This window comes from Micromonospora sp. CA-240977 (assembly GCF_050942285.1).
Classification (GTDB): Bacteria; Actinomycetota; Actinomycetes; order Mycobacteriales; family Micromonosporaceae; genus Micromonospora.
In genome coordinates this window covers 1,828,747-1,849,159 of the sequence record NZ_CP192055.1, presented here as the reverse complement: position 1 = coordinate 1,849,159, position 20,413 = coordinate 1,828,747, and the positions used below count along the sequence as shown (strand labels likewise).

At 72.2% G+C, this 20,413-nt stretch carries 19 protein-coding genes; 9 read left to right on the top strand and 10 right to left on the bottom strand.

Features of this window, described 5'->3' with window-relative positions; genetic code table 11:
- Window positions 1–79: 79 nt before the first annotated feature.
- The 3 genes from ACQPWW_RS08630 (at window position 80) to ACQPWW_RS08620 (ending at window position 4,461) form a co-directional block, all read left to right on the top strand.
- Window positions 80–1,273 carry a hypothetical protein gene (locus ACQPWW_RS08630; protein ID WP_433130838.1) on the top strand — a complete coding sequence of 398 codons (1,194 nt, stop codon included), beginning with the start codon at window positions 80–82 and terminating at the stop codon, window positions 1,271–1,273.
- Between the two features lie 497 nt (window positions 1,274–1,770).
- A complete protein-coding gene (locus tag ACQPWW_RS08625) occupies window positions 1,771–1,971 on the top strand; it encodes a hypothetical protein (protein ID WP_433130836.1) in 201 nt (66 codons plus the stop codon).
- 393 nt (window positions 1,972–2,364) lie between these two features.
- Complete coding sequence (locus ACQPWW_RS08620; protein WP_433130834.1) at window positions 2,365–4,461, top strand: hypothetical protein; 2,097 nt, start codon at window positions 2,365–2,367, stop codon at window positions 4,459–4,461.
- A gap of 178 nt (window positions 4,462–4,639) precedes the next feature.
- Here the strand turns inward: ACQPWW_RS08620 and dxs are convergent, their stop codons facing one another.
- The 3 genes from dxs to ACQPWW_RS08605 all read right to left on the bottom strand — a co-directional run bounded on the left by dxs (window position 4,640) and on the right by ACQPWW_RS08605 (window position 10,084).
- Window positions 4,640–6,586 carry a 1-deoxy-D-xylulose-5-phosphate synthase gene (gene dxs, locus ACQPWW_RS08615; protein ID WP_433130832.1) on the bottom strand — a complete coding sequence of 649 codons (1,947 nt, stop codon included), beginning with the start codon at window positions 6,584–6,586 and terminating at the stop codon, window positions 4,640–4,642.
- 134 nt (window positions 6,587–6,720) lie between these two features.
- The gene (locus tag ACQPWW_RS08610; protein WP_433134221.1) at window positions 6,721–7,944 is read right to left on the bottom strand and encodes a class I SAM-dependent RNA methyltransferase; all 1,224 of its coding nucleotides are present in this window, start codon (window positions 7,942–7,944) and stop codon (window positions 6,721–6,723) included.
- Window positions 7,945–8,002: 58 nt separating this feature from the next.
- Complete coding sequence (locus ACQPWW_RS08605; protein ID WP_433130830.1) at window positions 8,003–10,084, bottom strand: APC family permease; 2,082 nt, start codon at window positions 10,082–10,084, stop codon at window positions 8,003–8,005.
- Between the two features lie 163 nt (window positions 10,085–10,247).
- On the opposite strand from ACQPWW_RS08605, the gene ACQPWW_RS08600 reads away from it, so the two are divergent.
- Both ACQPWW_RS08600 and ACQPWW_RS08595 read left to right on the top strand, forming a co-directional pair.
- Window positions 10,248–10,913 (top strand): potassium channel family protein, encoded by a 666-nt coding sequence (locus ACQPWW_RS08600; protein WP_357801913.1) that lies wholly within the window; start codon window positions 10,248–10,250, stop codon window positions 10,911–10,913.
- Window positions 10,914–10,916: 3 nt separating this feature from the next.
- Window positions 10,917–11,606 (top strand): potassium channel family protein, encoded by a 690-nt coding sequence (locus ACQPWW_RS08595; RefSeq protein ID WP_433130828.1) that lies wholly within the window; start codon window positions 10,917–10,919, stop codon window positions 11,604–11,606.
- A 34-nt stretch (window positions 11,607–11,640) separates the two neighbouring features.
- Here the strand turns inward: ACQPWW_RS08595 and ACQPWW_RS08590 are convergent, their stop codons facing one another.
- The 4 genes from ACQPWW_RS08590 to dut all read right to left on the bottom strand — a co-directional run bounded on the left by ACQPWW_RS08590 (window position 11,641) and on the right by dut (window position 14,069).
- The gene (locus ACQPWW_RS08590; protein WP_433130826.1) at window positions 11,641–12,324 is read right to left on the bottom strand and encodes a DUF3159 domain-containing protein; all 684 of its coding nucleotides are present in this window, start codon (window positions 12,322–12,324) and stop codon (window positions 11,641–11,643) included.
- Between the two features lie 25 nt (window positions 12,325–12,349).
- Complete coding sequence (locus tag ACQPWW_RS08585; RefSeq protein WP_433130824.1) at window positions 12,350–12,730, bottom strand: OB-fold nucleic acid binding domain-containing protein; 381 nt, start codon at window positions 12,728–12,730, stop codon at window positions 12,350–12,352.
- Between the two features lie 114 nt (window positions 12,731–12,844).
- Entirely contained in the window at window positions 12,845–13,507 is a 663-nt protein-coding gene (locus tag ACQPWW_RS08580; RefSeq protein ID WP_433130822.1) for a DUF3710 domain-containing protein, read from the bottom strand.
- 25 nt (window positions 13,508–13,532) lie between these two features.
- Window positions 13,533–14,069, bottom strand: a complete 537-nt coding sequence (gene dut / locus ACQPWW_RS08575; RefSeq protein WP_433130820.1) for a dUTP diphosphatase — start codon at window positions 14,067–14,069, stop codon at window positions 13,533–13,535.
- A gap of 84 nt (window positions 14,070–14,153) precedes the next feature.
- Between dut and ACQPWW_RS08570 the strand changes: the two genes are divergently transcribed.
- The gene (locus ACQPWW_RS08570; RefSeq protein WP_433130817.1) at window positions 14,154–14,687 is read left to right on the top strand and encodes a DUF3093 domain-containing protein; all 534 of its coding nucleotides are present in this window, start codon (window positions 14,154–14,156) and stop codon (window positions 14,685–14,687) included.
- A 19-nt stretch (window positions 14,688–14,706) separates the two neighbouring features.
- Here the strand turns inward: ACQPWW_RS08570 and ACQPWW_RS08565 are convergent, their stop codons facing one another.
- Complete coding sequence (locus ACQPWW_RS08565; RefSeq protein WP_433130815.1) at window positions 14,707–15,561, bottom strand: hypothetical protein; 855 nt, start codon at window positions 15,559–15,561, stop codon at window positions 14,707–14,709.
- Between the two features lie 116 nt (window positions 15,562–15,677).
- Window positions 15,678–15,974 carry a DUF4193 domain-containing protein gene (locus ACQPWW_RS08560; RefSeq protein ID WP_007075406.1) on the bottom strand — a complete coding sequence of 99 codons (297 nt, stop codon included), beginning with the start codon at window positions 15,972–15,974 and terminating at the stop codon, window positions 15,678–15,680.
- Between the two features lie 433 nt (window positions 15,975–16,407).
- On the opposite strand from ACQPWW_RS08560, the gene ACQPWW_RS08555 reads away from it, so the two are divergent.
- Window positions 16,408–16,923, top strand: coding sequence for a LytR C-terminal domain-containing protein (locus tag ACQPWW_RS08555; protein ID WP_433134219.1), 516 nt, complete (start codon window positions 16,408–16,410; stop codon window positions 16,921–16,923).
- A gap of 35 nt (window positions 16,924–16,958) precedes the next feature.
- Here the strand turns inward: ACQPWW_RS08555 and ACQPWW_RS08550 are convergent, their stop codons facing one another.
- A complete protein-coding gene (locus tag ACQPWW_RS08550) occupies window positions 16,959–17,780 on the bottom strand; it encodes an inositol monophosphatase family protein (RefSeq protein WP_433130814.1) in 822 nt (273 codons plus the stop codon).
- A 289-nt stretch (window positions 17,781–18,069) separates the two neighbouring features.
- Here ACQPWW_RS08550 and ACQPWW_RS08545 point away from each other — a divergent pair, with 289 nt between their 5' ends.
- Together ACQPWW_RS08545 and ACQPWW_RS08540 are read left to right on the top strand one after the other, a co-directional pair.
- Window positions 18,070–19,677: an RNA polymerase sigma factor gene (locus ACQPWW_RS08545; RefSeq protein WP_433130812.1), complete on the top strand. Its 1,608-nt coding sequence runs from the start codon at window positions 18,070–18,072 to the stop codon at window positions 19,675–19,677.
- A gap of 245 nt (window positions 19,678–19,922) precedes the next feature.
- Complete coding sequence (locus tag ACQPWW_RS08540; protein WP_007456919.1) at window positions 19,923–20,156, top strand: DUF7455 domain-containing protein; 234 nt, start codon at window positions 19,923–19,925, stop codon at window positions 20,154–20,156.
- Window positions 20,157–20,413: the final 257 nt, after the last annotated feature.

The window sequence follows — 20,413 nt, the reverse complement described above, 5'->3', positions numbered from 1 at the left end:
CCACCTGAGGTCCGGCGTCGGACATCTCGTACTATGGCGCTTTCCGACAGCGACGGCGAGGCGATCGGGGGCGGGCCAGGTGACTCCAGGCCGTCGGTACGGCAGGACGCTCACCGTCCTGCTGGGTGCGCTGCTTGTCACCACGGCATGCGGTCCGGTCGCCGATCGGCAGCCGCGGGACCTGCGGGTGGGGTACGACAGCCTGGACGGCACGCTGGCAGTGTGGCCACCGCGCGGCGATCTCTCGGGGGACGCCACGGCGACGGCAGCGGTCACCGACGCGGTTCGTGACTGGCGGTCGCCGGCCGATGACCGGGCGCACCTACCCACCTCCGGCATCCTCTTCTCCGGTCGGGTCGACGGCGCCCCGACGGCGGTAGTGGCCGCCGACGTGCCCGGCGAGAGCGCCTCCTGGCTGCTGCAACTCACCCGCGACGGCGATCGGTACGCGGTGACCCGCGCCACCGAATACACCGACCCGGGTTATCTCGTCTACTCCGACGTGCTGCCGGTGCAGACCGCCGGCGGCCGGCGCTACCTCGTCTCCGCCCGGGTGCAGACCCTGGTCGGGCCGCAGGATCGGACGTTGACCGTCGCGGACGGCCTCAGCGCGCCGGTCGACGTGCCGGCCTGCACGGCTGTCGCCGTGACCGCGACCCTCCGAACCACTGAGTCGTTGCCCCGCGGGCGGGCCGCCGACCGGCTGCTCGACCTCGGCACCGGCACCGTCGACCCGCGCTATCCCCTGGTCCGGGACGAGTCCGGCACGGGGCGCCGGGCGCTGGCCGGCCTGGACACCTGTGTGCTGGCCGGCGACCGGGGTCCGTTCGGCAGCATCCCGCGCCGGATCGGCGACCGGGACGCGCCGCGCTCGGTGCCGACGTCCTGGCCGATGGCGAAACTCACGGTCCGCTCGCTCGGTGAGGTCGCCCTCGGCGGTGGCGCGCCGGCCGAGTTGCAGCAGCTCAGCTGGGACACCGACGCCGGCGCGATGACGGCGGTGGTCTACCGGCCGGCCGACGGCGGCGCGCCCGTCGTCTCACCCGCGGACCGGGCCACCCCGTTGCAGGCGTACCAACTGCCAGTGCCCGGTCAGCCGCTGGTGGTGCTCAGCTGGCGGGCCACCCGGGACAGCTCCCTGTCCGTCCCACCGGGCACTCCGCTGCTGGTCGAGCGCCCCGGGCTGGCGGTCGTCCCCAGCCCGTCCCGCTCCCAGACCTACAGCCTCGCCAACTCCGACAAGACCCACTACCGCTCGGTGAAGCCGCGCTAAGGCACTCACATCGACAGATGCGCGCGTCGGCTCATCCACCGCCGTCGCCATCGGGGTCTACGGAGGTTGCCTGAGCGACCATGCGCTGATCGCGCCATCAGCAGTGAGCAGCCAGCAAAACCGTGGGGCCGGCCAAGCGGAGAAGGAGGCCGGTCGGCTTCGGTCAGTGTCGTGGCCGAAGCAGGCGGGTGACGTTGCGGGCGTGTTCGAGCTTCGCACAGCTGGTGGACATCGAGGGTGAGTTGCTGGATGTTCGAGATCGCCACTTCCAGGTTCGCCGCGACGTTGTGGTTATCGCGGCATAGCCGGGCGTTGTCGTGGCGCAGGTTCGTGACGGTGGCGACGTCGATCTCGGGTGATACTGCCGGCGTGGTATGGCCGGGTGTGAGCTACACCGGCCGCACCCACCCGCTGACCGACGTTCAGCAGGAGCATCTCGGCCGGACGCTGTCTCCGCTGAACCCTCTGCAGCACCGCAGCGCCGCCATGGCGCACCGGTGGCCGGAGCCGCTGTCGGCATCCTGGTCGGGGAGTTGGAGCGGCCAGAGCCAGCGCGGTACATGCAGGTGGCACCGACGGTTGTCGCGGAGATCGACGCCGATGTCGCGTTCGAGCATGGGCGGTGGCGGCATCGGTTGCGGTACGCGCGGGTCCGCCCGGACGTCTCGGTGTACGACGTGCCGCTGCTGCTCGGCTAGGAGGGGAGCTACTTCGGGGAGCCGTAGGGCTCAGCCGACGAACGGCGCGCGGGCGGGACCCAGCGTCGGGCAGCCGGTCGAGCAGCATGGTGTGCGCCACGCGGGTGTCCGCCAGGACGGCCGGGTCGAGCATCGCCACCAGCACGTCCTCGCCGGTGTCGGCACCCCGGGCCAGCGGCCGACCCTCCGGGTCGTAAACAGCCGCGCCGCCGTTGAACCGCGGGCTGAACGCGCACTTCACCCCGGAGACGCTCGGCGCCGCCTTCGGCGAGCTGCGCGCCGCCGTCACCGGCGGGTAGCGCTTTCCGGCCCGCCTGCGGGCACGGCAGCGGCGATGACGTACCGCATCGGTGGGACCGCGTACTGTAGATGCTTCCTGCCATAATCGCAGCCATGCATGCGTTGGCTGCGTCCGGGGCCTGGGATGCGATCGAGCGGAGCATCGCCAGCGGTGTCGCGCCCTTCGTGGTGACCGTCGTCGCGGCGCTCATCGGGCTGACCTCGCTGGTATCCACGCGGTTCCCGCGAAAGTCGGCCCGGTCGCTCGACGAACTCGCCGACGACCTGGCCGGAGCAATGCGGGAGCGGGCTGGCCAGGAGGTCATCGAGCGGGACCTGACCGCGCCCATGCCGATCACCTGGCACCGCGCCTCGGCACCCATCGGCACCCCGGCGCGGAACTCCCTGACCGGTCCGTTCGAACCGCTTCCCGGGGCGGAGCGCGTCGCCGAGCACGACCTGGCCGAGGGCACGCAGAAGGACCTCTACGCGCTCTACGCCGGTCTGCCCTCCGGCCGGCTGATCATCGCCGGCCCGCCCGGCGCTGGCAAGAGCACCGCGGCCGTCCTCCTGTTCCGGGACGCGCTGGCGGCGCGCGAGCAGGCCGGCCCGGAGCAGCGGTCACGCATGCCGGTGCCGATCATGGTCAGCCTGCGCGGCTGGGATGCGGCCACCACGCCGCTCTCGACCTGGCTCACCGACCAGGTCGCCGAGATTCCCGGCTTCACCGCCAGGGACGCGGCGCGGCTCGTCGCCGGCCACAAGGTCGCCGTGCTGCTCGACGGCCTGGACGAGATCGGCGAGGGCCTGCGCCCCGTCGTCCTCCGGGAGCTGAGCCGGCAGGCCGACCTCCGGCTGGTGCTGCTCAGCCGGATCGACGAGCTGACCAGCGCCGTCCGGCGGCATCCACTGGTCGGCGCGTCGGGCATCGAGCTCCGGCCCGTCGACGAGGGCGTCGCGGTCGACTACCTCCTGAGCCGGCTCTCCTCACCGCCGCCACCCGCCTGGCAGAAGGTCGCCGACCGGCTCCGGCGCGGGCCGGCCGGCCCGCTCACCGGCCCGCTCAAGAACCCGTTCCTGCTCACCCTGCTGCGGGACGCGTACGACCCGCTCGATCCGGTGGACGAACTCCTGGACCGTCGACGGTTCCGCAAGGCTCGGCAGGTCGAGCGTCATCTGCTCGACCGCGCGCTGGCCACGGCGTACGCCGCCGGCCCGCAGCGGCCACCGCCGCGTTACTCGCTCCGCACCGCCCACCGGACGCTCGGCTTCCTCGCCCATCACCTCGGCCGCACCGGGGCCGACGGCTTGAAGTGGTGGAACATGCCGCCGACGGGTCCGCCGCCTCCCCTCCCGGCGCTGCTGTACGCCTTGGCGGTCTGGTACACGACCACGATCCCGATCAGCCTGCTGCTCGGCCTGTCGTACCGGCTCGCCGAAGGACGGGAGATCACCAGCGGGTTGCCGGTGGGTCTGCTCATGGCTTCCCTGTCCGCGTTCGTCGTGATCCGGGGACGGGAACCGATGCCCAGACGGGTGCCCCGGCGCTGGTGGCGAACGATGTTCGTACCGCGCCGGATGCTGGTCACCCTTCCCCTCGGGTTCGGGTTGATCCTGCTGCTGACCCTGCTCGGCTCCGCCCTCCCCGGCGTCGGCGGGTGGCTGCTCACCGGGCTGACGGCCTGGCTCACGATCGAGCTCGGCGGGACGCTGTTCGCCGCCGCGCAGCCCGACGACTACGCGCTCGATCCCCGCCGGTCGTGGCGGGACGACGCGGCGGCGAGCGCGATGCTGGCGGCCACCGCGGCGACGGCGGCATTCGTGGGCGGCACCGGCTTCGGCATGCATGTCGCCGTGAGCCTGCCCCGGGTCCTGGCGATCGGTGTGCTGGGGGCGCTCGCCAGCGCCGTCTGGCTCTGGTCGGTCTCCACCACCTGGCGCACGTGCTGCCGGCAGGTGGAGATGGCCGTACGCTTCCGGACCCCGCTGCGGTTGCGGCGGTTCCTCGAGGACGCGCGGGAACGACAGATCCTGCGCACCTCGGGGCCGGTCTACCAGTTCCGGCACGACCTGCTCCAGCAACACCTGGCCGACACGTGGGGCGGGGCCCCGCGGTCGGTGCCGCGGCAGCAGACCCTGTCACCCGGGCGAGGGGCGGCCGGGCGGGTCCCTGGCGCCCGGGGGCGGACCGCCTCGGGCCGGTCCCTGTGAGACAGGCCCTAGGCCACAGCGCGCCAGCCCGCGTGACCGCGCGCCCTCCGCGCCGACGGATCGGTGCCACGGTGCAGCACGCCGCCCGGAAGCCCAAGATCGGTGGGCGGGGCGACGGAGTTGGGATGGATGCACGACGGCGGGTGTCCCTCAGGACACCCGCCGTCGTTTCTTCTCGTCAGTTCTGCGCAGCCGCGTCGCTGGGGGTCAGGCGGTCCGGGGTGGCATCCAGGCCGGAGATCCAGCCGGTGACGTTGCGGGCCACGTCCTGGGCGGTCAGGCCCAGGTCGGCGAGGATCTGCGCGCGGGTGCCGTGCGGGTGCCAGTCGGCCGGTACGCCCAGGTCCTTGAGCGGCACCCGGACGTCGGCGTCCCGCATCGCCTGGCCGAGCGCGTCGCCCACCCCCCCGACCCGGACGCCGTCCTCGACACTGACCACGAGGCGGTGGCGGGCGGCCAGGTCGACAAGCTCCGACGGAACCGGGCGCACCCAGCGGGGGTCGACGACGGTGACCCCGTAGCCCTGCTCGGCGACCCGGGCGGCGACCTCCATGCCCAGCTGACCGAAGGAGCCGACGGCAACCAGCAGGACGTCGGTACGCGCCGACTCGGCCAGCACGTCGACAGTGCCGACCCGGCGCAGCGCCGGCAGGTCCGCGGCGACCGCGCCCGTCGGGAAGCGCACGACGGTCGGACCGTCGTCGACGGCCACCGCCTCGCGCAACTCCTCGCGCAGCGTGGCGGCGTCGCGGGGAGCGGCGATCCGCAGGCCGGGAACCACCCCGAAGACGGACATGTCCCAGATGCCGTAGTGGCTGGGGCCGTCCGGGCCGGTGATGCCCGCCCGGTCCAGCACGAAGGTCACCGGCAGCTTGTGCATCGCCACGTCCAGCAAAACCTGGTCGAAGGCGCGGTTGAGGAAGGTGGCGTAGACCGCGACCACCGGGTGCAGACCGCCGAGCGCCAACCCGGCCGCCGAGGTGGCGGCGTGCTGCTCGGCGATGCCCACGTCGTACACCCGCTCGGGGTACTTGCGGGCCAGCTTGGCGATGCCGGTCGGCTCGGCCATCGCGGCGGTGATGCCCACCACGTCCGGGCGCTCGTCGGCGACGGCCAGCAGCTCGTCGGCGAAGACGTGGGTCCACTTCACCGCCGGGGCGGCCAGCAGCGCGCCGGTCTCCACGTCGAAGGCGCCGCCGGGGCCGTGCAGGCAGTCCGCCTCGTCCTCCTCGGCCGGGCGGTAGCCGTACCCCTTGCGGGTGACGGCGTGCACGATCACCGGACCGCCGAAGTTCTTCGCCGCGCGCAGCGCCGACTCGACGGCCGCCACGTCGTGCCCGTCCACCGGGCCGACGTACTTGATGCCGAGGTCCTCGAACATGGCCTGCGGGGCGACCGCGTCCTTGATGCCCTTCTTGACCGCGTGCAGCACCTCGTACATCGGTCGGCCGACCAGCGGCGTGGAGCCCAGGGCGTCCTTGACCGTGTCGAGGACCTTCTCGTAGCCGGGGTTGAGCCGCAGCGACGAGAGGTGGTCGGCGAGGCCGCCGATGGTCGGCGAGTAGGACCGCCCGTTGTCGTTGACCACGATGACGAGGGAGTTGCCGGCGGTGGCGATGTTGTTCAGCGCCTCCCAGCACATGCCGCCGGTCAGCGCGCCGTCGCCGACCACTGCCACGACGCTGCGGGCCTCACCCCGCAGCGCGTACGCCTTGGCCAGGCCGTCGGCGTAGGAGAGTGCGGTCGAGGCGTGCGAGTTCTCGATGAGGTCGTGCTCGCTCTCCGCCTGGCTGGGGTAGCCGGAGAGGCCGCCGCGCTGGCGGAGCTTGTCGAAGCCGGCCTGCCGCCCGGTGAGGATCTTGTGCACGTACGACTGGTGACCGGTGTCGAACAGGAGCCGGTCGCGGGGCGAGTCGAAGACGCGATGCATGGCCAGCGTCAGCTCGACCACACCGAGGTTGGGCCCGACATGCCCGCCGGTGCGGGAGACCTTGGTGATCAGGAAGTCCCGGATCTCGGCGGCGAGGACGTCCAGTTCCTCACCGGACATCCGCTTGACGTCCTGCGGACCGCGGACCGTCCCCAGCAACCGGCCGTGGTTGGCCGTGTCCTCTTCAACACTCATGAACGGAGAGTCTATCGGCCGCCCGGCACTCCGCAGCCCGGGCCGCGCGGCCCGAGCCGCGCGGCCCGGCTGAGCGCCTGGTCAGAGCCGGATCGGCAGCCGCCGCCGAGGTGCCGGAGCAGGAGGATCTCCGGTCAACGCCCGGCCGGGGGCAGCAGCAGCCCGACCTGCTCGACGTGCTGTGTCATCGGGAACAGGTCGAAGCCCCGCAGCGCCGCCAGCCGCCAACCCAGCTCGGTGAAGGTGCGGACGTCCCGGGCGAAGGCCGCCGGGTCGCAGGCCACGTACGCGACCGCCCGTGGGCCGGCGGCGACGATGTCCCGCACCACCTGGGCGCCCGCGCCGGAGCGTGGCGGGTCGAGCACCACCACGTCGACCGGGCCGGTGATCCGTCGGCGGGTCAGCGCGGTCTCCACCCGGGCCGCGACCACCTCGATCCGGGGCCTGTCGACAAGGTTGGCGCGGGCCGCGTCCACCCCGTCCCGGCTCGATTCGACAAGGGTGATCCGGGCGTCGCCGACCCGGCCGGCGAGGGCCGCCGCGAACAGCCCGGCGCCGCCGTAGAGGTCCCACGCGGTCTCGCCCGGCTGGGGGTCCAGCAGCTCCAGCACCGCCGCGCAGAGGGTGTCCGCCGCGGCCGGGTGCACCTGCCAGAACCCGGAGGCGGGCAGCGTCCAGTCCCGTCCGGCGGCCACCTCGCGGACCTCGGTCGGCCCGCTCACCGGGGTGGGTTCCCCGTCGCGGATCTCCCTGACTGTCACGTCCCCGCCGGTGCTGGCGACGGTCTCCACCGCCTCGGCGGCCGGCCAGCTCTCGGTCAGCACCGGCAGCTGTTGGATGGCCGGGTGGGCGATCCGGCACCTGTCGATCGGCACCACCTCGTGCGAACGGTGTTTGAGCAGGCCGGCCCGGTTCGCGGCGTCCACCGCGTAGCGGACCCGGGACCGCCAGCCGAGCGGCCCGCCGGGCAGCGCCTCGACCCGGACGCCGAGCCGGTCCAGCTCGACGTCGGTCAGCCCGCCCAGGCGGACGAGCTGCTCGCGCACCACTGCGGTCTTCCAGGCCAGTTGCGCCTCCGGGGCGACGTGCTGCAGGTCGCAGCCACCGCAGGCACCCGGCTTCGCGTACGGGCAGGGCGGCTCGACCCGGTCCGGTGAGGCTTCCAGCACTGTCACCGCGTCGGCCCGGACGAACCCCCGGTGCACCTCGGTGACCTCGGCGATGACCCGTTCGCCGGGCAGCGCGTGTCGGACGAAGACGACCTGCCCGTCCACCCGTGCCACGCAGTGCCCGCCGGGGGCGACCGCGTCGACGGTCAGCTCGACCCGTTCCGCCTCGGCCAGACCACGCTCGGGCACCGACGGCACCGACGGCACGGATGGCGGTGTGGAGGTCGCGGCCCGGCCCGCGCCGCGCTCAGTCACTGCCGTTCCCGACCGGGCCGCCGCCGTCGATCGGGCGACTCTCGGGTGCCGGGGCGGAGGCGACCGGCAGGTCGTCCGGCGGCAAGGTGCCCCGCGGCCCCCGCGCCGGGGTCCGGGACAGCGTCGCGTCCAGCCGGTCCAGGTTCTTGCTCGCCGTCGACGCGAGCTGCCACGGCACGCTGACCACCATCACCCCCGGTTCGAAGAGCAGCCGGCCCTTGAGGCGCAGGGCGCTCTGGTTGTGCAGCAGGTTCTCCCACCAGCGGCCCACCACGTACTCCGGGATGAAGACGGTGACCACGTCCCGGGGTGACGTGCGGCGGGTGGAGGCGACGAAGTCCAGGATCGGCCGGGTGATCTCCCGGTACGGCGAGTCGATCACCGTGAGCGGAATGGCCATCTCCCGCCGCTCCCAGTCGGCCTGCAGGTCCCGGGTGTCCTGGTCGTCCACGTTGACGGTCACCGCGGTCAGCGTGTCCGGTCGGGTGGCCCGGGCGTAGGCGATGGCCCGCAGCGTCGGCTGGTGCAGTTTGCTGACCAGCACGATCGCGTGGTTGCGGGCGGGCAGCACGGCCCGGCCCTCGTCCGGCGGGGTCAGCTCGGCCGCCACCCGGTCGTAGTGTCGGCGGATGGCCAGCATCAGCAGGTAGATCACCGCCATGGCGGCGATCGCGATCCAGGCGCCGAGCAGGAACTTGGTGATCAGCACGATCACCAGCACCGTGCCGGTCAGGCCCATGCCGAACGTGTTGATGGCCCGGGACCGGTGCATCCGGCGCCGCGCCTCCGGGTCCCGCTCGGTCCGCAGCCGCCGGTTCCAGTGTCGGATCATGCCGGCCTGGGAGACCGTGAACGAGACGAACACCCCGACGATGTAGAGCTGGATGAGCCGGGTCACCTCGGCCTGGAAGCCGACGATCAGCACGATCGCGAACAGGGCCAGGAAGGTGATGCCGTTGGAGAAGGCCAGCCGGTCGCCCCGGGTGTGGAACTGCCGGGGCAGGTAGCGGTCCTGGGCGAGGATCGAGCCGAGCACCGGGAAGCCGTTGAACGCGGTGTTCGCGGCCAGGAAGAGGATGAGCGCGGTCATCCCGGCCACCACGTAGAGCAGGATCGACCCGGAGCCGAAGACCGTCTCGCCGAGTTGGGTGGTGACCGTCTTCTGCACGTAGCCGTCCGGCCCGGCGACGATCTGGAGGGCCGGATCCTCGACGAACTGCAGGTGGGTCAGCCGGGCCAGCCAGATGATCCCGACCAGCAGGCTCACCGCGATCGCGCCGAGCAGCAGCAGCGTGGTGGCGGCGTTGCGGCTCTTCGGGGCCTTGAACGCCGGCACGCCGTTGGAGATCGCCTCGACGCCGGTGAGCGCGGCGGCGCCCGAGCTGAACGTCCGCAGCAGCAGGAAGACCAGCGCGAAGCCGGTCACACTGTGCTCGGCCTGGATGACCAGGTCGGCGCTCGGCGCGCGCAGGTCGTCGCCCAGCACGAAGACCCGGAACAGCCCGGTGAGCAGCATCCCGACCATCACGATGACGAACCCGTAGGTGGGGATGGCGAACGCGGTGCCGGACTCCCGCAGGCCGCGCAGGTTGACAGCGGTCAGCAGGACCACCGCGATCACCGCGATCAGGACCTTGTGGGTGGCCACGAACGGCACCACCGAGCCGAGGTTGGCCACCCCGGACGAGACCGACACCGCCACCGTGAGCACGTAGTCGACGAGCAGCGCGCTGGCCACCCCGACCCCGAACTTCGGACCCAGGTTGACGGTGGCCACCTCGTAGTCGCCGCCACCGGAGGGGTACGCGTACACGTTCTGCCGGTAGCTCGCCACCACGGTGAGCATCACCACGACCACGGCCAGCGCGATCCACGGGGAGAAGAAGTACGCCGAGGTGCCGGCGATGGAGAGGGTCAGCAGGATCTCGTCAGGCGCGTACGCGACGCTGGACAGGGCGTCGGAGGCGAACACGGGCAGCGCGATGCGCTTCGGCAGGAGGGTGTGCTGCAGGCGGTCGGACCGGAACGGTCGACCGAGGAGAAGCCGCTTCAGCAGCGAGGTGGGACTGGCCACGAACGCCAAGAGTACGACCACCACCGTGGGAGCACGGGGGTGGGCGAACGCGGCTGCCCGGCACGACGGGGTACGGTCGGTCCCCGCTTCGCACCGGGACGTGGCAGGCTCGCACTCGTCAGGCCACCGGCAGCCGCAGTGGTAGCACCTTGGGAGGGACAGCGTGCACGTCGTGATCATGGGTTGTGGCCGGGTCGGGTCGACCCTCGCCCACAGCCTGGAATCCCGGGGGCACTCGGTGGCGGTGATCGACCAGGACGCCGACGCCTTCCGCCGACTCGGCCCCGACTTCGCCGGAATCACCGTGACCGGGGCGGGCTTCGACGGTGAGGTGCTGCGCCAGGCCGGCATCGAGCGCGCGGACGCCTTCGCTGCGGTCTCGAGCGGCGACAACTCCAACATCATCTCGGCCCGGCTGGCCCGGGAGACGTTCGGCGTGTCCCGGGTCGCCGCCCGCATCTACGACCAGCGCCGGGCACAGGTCTACGAGCGGCTGGGCATCCCCACCGTGGCGACCGTGCGCTGGACGGCCGACCGGATGCTGCGGCATCTGGTGCCGGAGGGCAACGTGGAGATCTTCCGCGACCCCACGAGCACCGTGTCGATCGTCGAGGTGCCGGTGCACAAGGACTGGATCGGTCGGCCGGTACGCGCGCTGGAGGACGCGGCCGGTGCGCGGGTGGCCTATCTGATCCGCTTCGGCATCGGCACGCTGGCCACCGGCTCTACCGTCGTACAGGAGGGTGACCAGGTGTTCATGCTGGTCAGCGATGACATCGTGGCGACGGTCACGTCGGTGGCGGCCACGCCGCCGGAAGGGGGGCACTGAGCCATGCGGGTCGCCATCGCGGGCGCGGGCAACGTGGGCCGTTCGATCGCCCAGGAGTTGATCGACAACGGCCACCAGGTGATGCTGATCGAGCGTCAACCCAAGATGCTGCGCCCGGACCGGGTGCCGGCCGCCGAGTGGGTGCTTGCCGACGCGTGCGAGCTGACCAGCCTGGAGGAGGCCAACGTCGCCGGGTGCGACGTGGTGGTCGCGGCCACCGGCGACGACAAGACCAACCTGGTGCTGTCACTGCTGGCCAAGACCGAGTTCGCGGTGCCTCGCGTGGTCGCCCGCGTCAACCGGGCCGAGAACGAGTGGCTGTTCACCGAGCAGTGGGGCGTGGACGTCGCGGTGAGCAAGCCGCGGGTGATGGCCGCACTGGTCGAGGAGGCGGTCACCGTCGGCGACCTGGTCCGGCTGATGACCTTCCGGCAGGGCGAGGCGAACCTGGTCGAGATCACCCTGCCGCCGACCGCTCCCTACGTCGGTCAGCCGATCCACGCCGTGCCGCTGCCCCGCGACTCCGCGCTGGTGGCGATCCTGCGCGGCAAGCGGGTCCTGGTGCCCAGCCCGGACGACCCGATCGAGGTCGGCGACGAGCTGGTCTTCGTCTGCACCGCCGAGGTGGAGGACCAGGTCCGCGCGGTGATCCTCGGGCCGGACAGCGTCGAGCGGACCCGCGGCTCACGCTGAGCGGGCGGGACGGCCCGGGTTGCCGGGCCCCCGCTCAGGCGCCGGGCAGCGGGGACGGCTGCGGCTCCCGGGTGACCCGGCGCACCGTCCAGACCGTGATCAGCAGCAGCAGCGCGTACGGCGGGTAGCCCAGCGCCAGCCGGGCCACGCCCAGTGCGGTGTCCTGGTGGGCCAGGTAGAGCCCGGCCTGCACGCCGACCTTGGCCAACCACACCACGCCCCAGAGCACGGTCAGCTGGGTGAAGGTCCGCACCAGCTTCGGGTCGTCCCGCCATTCCGAGCGGCCCTTGGCGACCAGCACCGACCAGATCCAGCCCACCAGCGGCTGCCGGACGGCCGCCGAGATCAACAGGGCGATGCCGTACCCGATGCCGTAGAGGATGCCGGGGAGGTAGAAGTCGCGCTCGTCGCCGGTGCGCCAGGCGATGGCGGCGCCGACACCGACGCCGAACAGGCCGTTGACGGCGTGCCGGATCGGCCGGCGCTGGACCAGCCGCAACCCGGCGATCACCAGCGCGACAGCGACCGAGGCGATCACCGCCGGTCGCAGCTCGCCGATGATGTTGGCGAAGACGAAGACGACGACCGGGATGCTGGACTCGACCAACCCGCGCCAGCCGCCGAGCTGGTCGGCCATCTGCTCGGCGACCGTCGGCAGCGGCTCCTCGTCCGGAGGGTCGGTCTCCGGCTGCGCCGCCCGGTGCTGTCCCGTCGTCATCGCCGGCCTTCCGTCCGCAGCGCCGTCACTTCGGCGAATCCAGCTCGTAATAGGGGTTGTAGATGACCTTGCGGTCGTCACGCACCGCCACCCGGCCCCGGGCCGTCAGGTGCCGGCCCGGCTCGATCCCGGCGATGTGACGTCGCCCCAACCAGACAAGGGTGACCACGTCGGTGCCGTCATACAGGTCGGCCTCCAGGGTGGGCAGGTTGGTGCGCGGTGTGTAGACCACAGTGCGCAGCCGACCAGCGACCGAGACCAGCTGACCCCGCGAGCACAGCTGGGCGGGGATCCCGCCGCACTGGGCGCTCTCCCGACGCAGCTCCTGCGCGTCGATCTCGGCCTCGCTGGCGGTGAACCGTTGCAGGATGCGCCGCAGCGACACCCGGCCCTCGTCGGTCGTCATGACCTCCGCGTCACCCTCTCCACGCTCGCCGTCCCCGGCCGGCCCCGGCGGCGCCGGAACCGTGCCGCCAGCGTACGCCGACGGGGCTGGTTCCGGCGGGCCGGTGCGGGCGGGTCAGACCTGGCGCGGCTCGGCGGCGGCGTCGCCCGCCTCGGCGTCGGTCTGGTCGGAGACCTCCCGGGGCAGCCGCAGCGGCAGCGGCTCGCGGACCGGCTTCGCCTCCTGGCCACGGTCGACCACCAGGCCGTCCAGGCACTCGACGAGCGGCCCGGCCGCGGCCGGGTCGGTGGCCACCGGTCCCTGGAAGACGCCGCGGACCATCCAGCGCGGCCCGTCGACGCCGACGAACCGCAGATTCGTCGGGCCGTCCGGGGTGGGCACCTGGGCGTGCAGCTCCGGGCCGTACTCGCCGTCGACCTCCTGCGCGCTCGCACCGTCGCGGAGCAGCGACTGGTGGATCTCCTCGCGCACCTCGTCCCAGATCCCCTCAGACCGGGGGGCGGCGAAGACGCCCAGCTGGAGCGCGTTGTCGCCATACACCAGCACGACCTGCTGGATCACGCCCTGCGGGTCGGCCTGCACCCGCACCTCGACGTCGTCGACCGCCGGGATGTGCAGGCTGCCCAGATCGAGTCGCGGCACGTCGGCGTAGCTCTCGGCGATGTCGTACGGGCCACGCACCAGCGTCGGCGCCGCGTCACCCTGGTCCGGAACCTCGACGGCCCGCTCGTCACGGGTGTGCCGTTCGGCATCGGCCCGCTTTCGGGAGAAGATCACTGCGCCCGCCCTCCGCTGTTCACACTCACCCTGCCACCTCTTCCGTCTGCCCGCGGCCCGGCTCGTCTGGCCGCCGCTCGACCCGGTCCTGGCCCGCCGGAGACGGCACCAGCCCGGCGTGACCACCGGTGGACCCGTGTCCACCGGTCCCGCGCCGGGACGCGGACAGCTCGACCACCGGCTCGAACCGCGCCCGCGCGACCTGTTGGACCACGAGCTGCGCGATCCGGTCGCCGCGGGAGATCTTCGCCGGCACATCCCGATCATGGTTGATCAGGTTGACCAGGATCTCACCCCGGTAGCCGGCGTCGACCGTACCGGGCGCGTTGAGCACCGTCACGCCGAGCCTGGCCGCCAAACCCGACCGGGGGTGGACCAGGCCCACGTACCCCTCCGGCAGGGCGATGGCCACGCCGGTGGGCACCAGGGCACGGCCGCCGGGCGGCAGCTCCACATCCGCGGCCGCCACCAGGTCGGCCCCGGCGTCGCCGGGATGGGCGTACGTGGGCAACGGCAGCTCGGAGTCGAGCAGCTGCACGGGCACGGGTACGACGTCGGTCACGGGTCCCCTCTTCCGTCCGGTTCGCGGGGTGACCCTGCCATCCTGCCGGTTCGCCGAGCCGCCGTGCGCCGTACCCTCGCAGGAGTGAGCATGTCGCCCTCTCCGTCCGCCGATCAGCCGCCGGTCGACGCCCGCACGGCGTACGCCGAACGGCTGGATCTGCCCTGGTGGCTGTGGCTGGCCGGGTTGGTGGCCGCCGCGCTGCTGGCCGTCGAGATCTGGATGGGCGCCGCCGGCCTCCGCGCCTGGCTGCCGTTCGCGGTGCTGCTGCCGCTCACCGCCGCCGGGTTGTGGTGGCTGGGCCGGATCCGGGTCGGGGTCGCCGACTCCGAGCTGCGGGTGGACGACGCCCGCCTGCCCGTGCGTTTCGTGGCCGACGTGGTCCCGCTGGACGCGGCCGGCCGCCGTGAGGTGCTGGGCGTCGGCGCGGACCCGCTCGCCTTCGTCGTGCAGCGACCGTGGATCGGCGGGGCCGTGCAGGTGGTGCTCGACGACCCGGCCGATCCGACCCCGTTCTGGGTGGTGAGCACGCGGCACCCGGTCGAGCTGGCCGAGGCGGTGCTGGCCGCACGGGACGCGCTGGCGGTTTCCGGGCCGACGGCGGACCAGCCGGGCTGACCCGACGCCACGGCACCGCTCAGGTGCCGGTCGGAGGACCGGGCAGGGCCTGCGGTGGGGCGGGCCGGGCGATGCCCCGCCGGCGCAGATCCACCTGGAGCTGATCGGCCATCTGCTGGGTGGCCCGCCGGTTGAGGAAGCTGGCCACCGCCGCGCCGGTCAGGAGCGGCCCGAGCGTGGTGAGGTTGCGGCCGAAGCGCCGCAGCAGCATGTCCCGCAGCTCCTTGCGGGCGGCGGTGCCGAGCACCGCGCCCACTCCCACGCCGGGCACCATCGGGTTGACCCCGCGCTGGGTGGCCCAGGAGTGCACCAGGGCGACGGCCCGTTGGCTGCCACCGTCCGGTAGCGCGACCCCGTGGACCTGGTGCAGCTCACCGACCAGCTTCAGCTCCACCGCCACCACGGCGACGGTCTCGGCGGCGAGCAGCACCGGCGCGGAGAGCAGGGTCGGAGCGACCGCCCACTCGACGGCGGCCACTCCCCCACCGGCCGCGCCGATCGCGGCGGTGGTCCGCGACGCGTTGCGGATGAGCCGGTCGGCCAGGGCGGCGTCGTCCAGGCCGGGGAAGTGCTGGCGCAGGGTGTCCAGGTTTCGCACCGGTATGTGCGGGGCGATGTCCGCGACCGCGTCGACCATCCACCGCACCGCCGCACGGGGCTTGAACAGGTCGGAGACGCCCCGGGCACGGGCCTGCCCGACCATCCGGGTCAGCAGTTGACGGCGTCGGGCCGGCTCGATGTCGTCAGCGGTCAACGCCGCGACGGTGGCGCCGAGGTCGTCCGCGCCGCCGGTGCCGCCGAGGTCGCCGGTGCCGCCGTCGGTGGCGCCGGAGTTGTCAGTGCCGCCGTCGGTGGTGCCGCCTCGATCGCTCATCGGACCTCCCGGTGCTGTGGCTACCCGCTACGAGTCAAGCAGGTACCCACCACGGCCGCATGGCTACACCGGCAGCGGCGGCCCCGTTCAGGAGGCCGCCGCTGGTGTCGTGGTTGTCAGACGCACTCGCGGCAGATCAGCTCGCCGTTACGCTCGACCGCCAGCTGGCTACGGTGGTGGACCAGGAAGCAGCGGGCGCACCGGAACTCGTCCTGCTGCATCGGAAGCACCTTGACCGTGAGCTCCTCGTCGGCCAGATCGGCACCGGGCAGCTCGAAGCTCTCGGCCACCTCGGCCTCGTCGACGTCCACCGCGCCCGACTGTGAGTCGACGCGCCGTGCTTTGAGCTCTTCCAGGCTGTCCTCGCCGAGGTCGACCTCGTCGCGACGCGGGGCGTCGTAGTCGGTGGCCATCGGTTTCACTCTCCCATATCGATGTTGTCGCTTCCGGTTGTAACGCCGGACGACGCTGTTTCGGTTCCGCTGGCCGGCCACCACTTGTGTCGGGCACCCGACCCGAGGACCGAACGGGTCGAGCTCGCTGGGGCGACTCCCCTGCGAGCGCGGAACCTTACCCCCCCTTGGGCGAGGCATGTATACCGCCCTTGCGGCTGAGATGTACGCCCCTGCACGCGAAGTTGTTCCCAATGTGATTCAGGCGACACGAAGATAGGGGTATTAGTACCCGGTCCGCGGTCGGCGCGCCGGCATGTCGGGCTGTTTCCACGCGACGGCCGGACAACCGTTAACCTCAGCGGCGTATTCGACGGCCGGCGGCGTGAGCGATCGCTCATGGCCGTCACCACCCACCTGACGTCCGGGGAGTTCCCTGATGAGTTTTGCGCGCGTGCGAGCACTCGTCGTCGTCGGCCTGCTGGCGGTCATCGCCCTGGTCTTCGTCGTGGTGGCCGTGGTCCGCGACAGCCAGGGCAACGCCGGCACCGCGGCCGGTTGCCCGGAGGGCTGGCCGCTGGCGGATCTGACCCTGCGCGAGCGCAAAGACGTCAAGATCAACGTGTTCAACGCCACGGACCGGCCCGGTCTGGCCCACACCGTCAGCGACGAGTTCCGCAACCGCCAGTTCCAGGTCACCAAGACCGGGGACGAGAAGAAGCAGATCGCCAACGTCGCGGCGTTGCGGTACGGCCCGAAGGGCGTCGGTTCCGCGCACCTGCTCGAGGCGTACTTCCTCAACGAGGCCGTGCGGGACTACGACGAGAAGCGCACCGACGACACCGTGGACGTGGTGCTCGGTAACAACTTCCAGCAGCTCGCCACCACGACCGAGGTCAACCAGTCCCTCGGCGACTCGGGGCCACCGAAGGCGCCCGCGGGCTCCTGCCCCTCCCCGGCCGCCAAGTGACGGTCTAACCGCGCCACGCGCCGCCGGTCGGCCGATCAGGGCCCGCCGGCGGCGTCCAGCTCGGCGAGCCGGTCGTGCAGCGGCGGGAAGAGCGCGGGCGGGGCGGCGACCACCAGGTCCGGCCCCGGCGCTCGACCGGCCAGGCCGGCGACCCGCACCCCCGCCTCGGCGGCCACCAGCCCACCCGCCGCCAGGTCCCAGGCCGCGAGGCCCTTCTCGAAGTACGCGTCGAGCCGGCCCTCCGCGACCAGGCAGAGATCCAGCGCGGCGGCGCCCAGCCGGCGGATGTCCCGGACGTGTGCGATCAGCCCGGCCACCACCTGGGCCTGGTGCGCGCGACGACGGGCGTCGTAGCCGAAGCCGGTGCCGACCAGCGCCTGCCCCAGGTCCACCTCCGCGGAGCAGCGCAGCCGGACGCCGTCGCGCCAGGCGCCACCCCCGGCCGTCGCCGTCCACTCCTCGCCGGTGCTCACGTTGCGCACCACGCCGGCGACCACCACCCCGTCCACCTCGGCGGCCAGCGACACCGCGCTGTACGGCAGCCCGTAGAGGTAGTTGACGGTGCCGTCGATCGGGTCGACGATCCACCGCACCCCGCCCGGCGCGACCGGTCCGGTGTCCCCGGTGCCGTATTCCTCGCCGAGCACCGCGTCGTCCGGTCGCGCCCGCTTCAGCGCGTCGAGCACCTGCCGCTCGACCGCCCGGTCGGCCGCGGTGACCACGTCGGTGACGGTGCTCTTGGTCGCGGCCACGGAAACCCCCTCGACGCGCATCCGGTGCGCGGTGGCCGCCGCGTCCCGCGCCACGTCGAGCGCGATCGCCAGAAGATCCCGAGGTGACGGTGCCGAAACGTGCATCCCAACGTCCCCTTCCCGCACGACCGGGGTGTTCCGGGCCACGCGCGGGTATCATCCTTACAAAGTCCAGATCAGCGCCGAATCAGCGGTCCCACCGTCGTTACGCAGTGCGGCGCAGGATGATCGCCGCAGACGGCGTTACAATTCACCCCTGCCCACGTGCCACGGACCGCCGACCACCGGCCGGCCCGGGACGCGAGGGTCCCTCAACCACATCGCCCGGCCCGGTTGCCCCACGCTGTGCCGGACGACCCGGCCGTGCCCGCTCTTCGCCTCCGGAAGGTCATTCGTGACAGAACCCCGCCAGACCGGCGCCGACGTTCGCTCGCTCACCGACACCCTGATCGCCCACGCGCAGAGCGCCGGTGGTCAGCTGACGTCGGCCCAGCTCGCGCGCACCGTCGAGTCCGCCGAGGTGACTCCGGCCCAGGCCAAGAAGATCCTGCGGGCGCTCTCCGAGGCGGGAGTGACCGTAGTGGTGGACGGCTCGGCGAGCACCCGCCGCCGGGTCGCCGCGGCCCGGTCGACAACGCCGGCGTCCCGGGCCACCACCGCCAAGACCACCAAGAAGGCCGCCGCGCCGGCCCCGAAGCAGGCGCCCGCCGCCGACGACGCGCCGTCGACGCCGGCCCCGCGCAAGGTGGCCGCCCGCAAGGCCACCGGCACCTCCGCCGAGGCCGCGGCGGCTCCGGCGAAGGCGACCAAGTCGACCCGAGCCACCAAGGCGACGGTGGCCGCTGCCGCCGGCGCCAAGCCGACGAAGGCCGCCGGCAAGGCCAAGGGCGAGGGCGCCGACGGCGAGATCGACCCGGAGGAACTGGCCGCCGCGATCGAGGACGTGGTGGTCGAGGAGCCGGCCGAGCTGGCCCAGGCCGCCGAGACCGACGCCGCCGCCTCGGCGACCGACAACGACTTCGAGTGGGACGACGAGGAGTCCGAGGCGCTCAAGCAGGCCCGGCGGGATGCCGAGCTGACCGCCTCGGCCGACTCGGTCCGCGCGTACCTGAAGCAGATCGGCAAGGTTCCGCTGCTCAACGCCGAGCAGGAGGTGGAGCTGGCCAAGCGGATCGAGGCCGGGCTCTACGCCGCCGAGCGGCTGCGTGCCGCTGACGAGGGCGAGGAGAAGCTCGTCCGGGACATGGTCCGGGACCTGGGCTGGATCTCCCGGGACGGCGAGCGCGCCAAGAACCACCTCCTGGAGGCGAACCTCCGACTGGTGGTGTCGCTGGCCAAGAGGTACACGGGGCGCGGCATGGCCTTCCTCGACCTGATCCAGGAGGGCAACCTCGGCCTGATCCGCGCGGTGGAGAAGTTCGACTACACCAAGGGCTACAAGTTCTCCACGTACGCCACCTGGTGGATCCGGCAGGCGATCACCCGCGCCATGGCCGACCAGGCCCGCACCATCCGCATCCCGGTGCACATGGTCGAGGTCATCAACAAGCTCGGCCGCATACAGCGCGAGCTGCTCCAGGATCTGGGTCGCGAGCCCACTCCGGAGGAGCTGGCCAAGGAGATGGACATCACACCCGAGAAGGTGCTGGAGATCCAGCAGTACGCTCGGGAGCCCATCTCTCTGGACCAGACCATCGGTGACGAGGGCGACAGCCAGCTCGGTGACTTCATCGAGGATTCCGAGGCTGTTGTCGCTGTCGACGCGGTCTCGTTCTCGCTCCTGCAGGACCAGCTCCAGCAGGTGTTGCAGACGCTCTCCGAGCGTGAGGCGGGTGTGGTACGCCTGCGTTTCGGCCTGACCGACGGCCAACCACGGACGCTGGACGAGATCGGCCAGGTCTACGGGGTGACCCGGGAGCGGATCCGGCAGATCGAGTCCAAGACGATGTCCAAGCTGCGTCACCCGTCCCGGTCGCAGGTCCTCCGGGATTACCTGGACTGAGCGGGTTTCGTCAACCGAACGTGTCGTTTTGATCACCTGATGTGCAACACCAGATGGTGATCGTCTGGATGCACGAATGTGATCGTTGACGTGGCACCCTGGGTGCACGGCACACTGTCCCTGCCAGGTGTGACCTCGGTCCCCCGCGGGCACACAGGGAAGGCACTGCCTAGTAAGGGTGTTGCACGATAGGTGAGCAACGACCGAAGAGATTGTTCATCGGTGACGACCAGAGGAGGAAGGCGATGAACTCGACCCTCACGCCGCCGCCCGAGACGGTGGCGCCCCCAGCCGCCGATGAACGGTGCGACCGCTGCAATGCTGCCGGCAAGCTCCGGATCACCCTGGTGGGTGGGAGCGAGCTGGTGTTCTGCGGGCACCACGCGAACAAGTACGCGGAGGATCTCGTGAAGATCACCGAGCGGTTCGCAACGGAGCCCGATTTCAGCTGGCGTGGCGCCGATCTGATGGCGAACTAGATCCGCTAACCGACATAGCCGACCGGAGGTCCCCCGAGGGGACCTCCGGTCGGCTTTTCTGTCTGAACGTCCCACGCCGAACGCCGCAGGCTCCGTACCCCGTGCTGCCGAGTTGGTGACAGGCGTCGCGCCGGGCGTGTGACGGGTAGGCCGAGCCCTTGTCGCTCCGGACACGTTCGGTGGTGACGCCGCGGTCGGCGACCGTCGCCCCGTGGGGTCGGCGGCCGACCAGGCGTCCCGCACCCACATTTGATGAT

Excerpts from the sequence above, each read along its gene's own strand:
- ACQPWW_RS08620 (WP_433130834.1), top strand. The coding sequence starts at position 2,365 with ATGCATGCGTTGGCTGCGTCCGGGGCCTGGGATGCGATCGAGCGGAGC.
- dxs (WP_433130832.1), bottom strand. The coding sequence starts at position 6,586 with ATGAGTGTTGAAGAGGACACGGCCAACCACGGCCGGTTGCTGGGGACG.
- ACQPWW_RS08595 (WP_433130828.1), top strand. The coding sequence starts at position 10,917 with ATGCGGGTCGCCATCGCGGGCGCGGGCAACGTGGGCCGTTCGATCGCC.
- ACQPWW_RS08590 (WP_433130826.1), bottom strand. The coding sequence starts at position 12,324 with ATGACGACGGGACAGCACCGGGCGGCGCAGCCGGAGACCGACCCTCCG.
- ACQPWW_RS08585 (WP_433130824.1), bottom strand. The coding sequence starts at position 12,730 with ATGACGACCGACGAGGGCCGGGTGTCGCTGCGGCGCATCCTGCAACGG.
- ACQPWW_RS08565 (WP_433130815.1), bottom strand. The coding sequence starts at position 15,561 with ATGAGCGATCGAGGCGGCACCACCGACGGCGGCACTGACAACTCCGGC.
- ACQPWW_RS08560 (WP_007075406.1), bottom strand. The coding sequence starts at position 15,974 with ATGGCCACCGACTACGACGCCCCGCGTCGCGACGAGGTCGACCTCGGC.
- ACQPWW_RS08550 (WP_433130814.1), bottom strand. The coding sequence starts at position 17,780 with ATGCACGTTTCGGCACCGTCACCTCGGGATCTTCTGGCGATCGCGCTC.
- ACQPWW_RS08540 (WP_007456919.1), top strand. The coding sequence starts at position 19,923 with ATGAACTCGACCCTCACGCCGCCGCCCGAGACGGTGGCGCCCCCAGCC.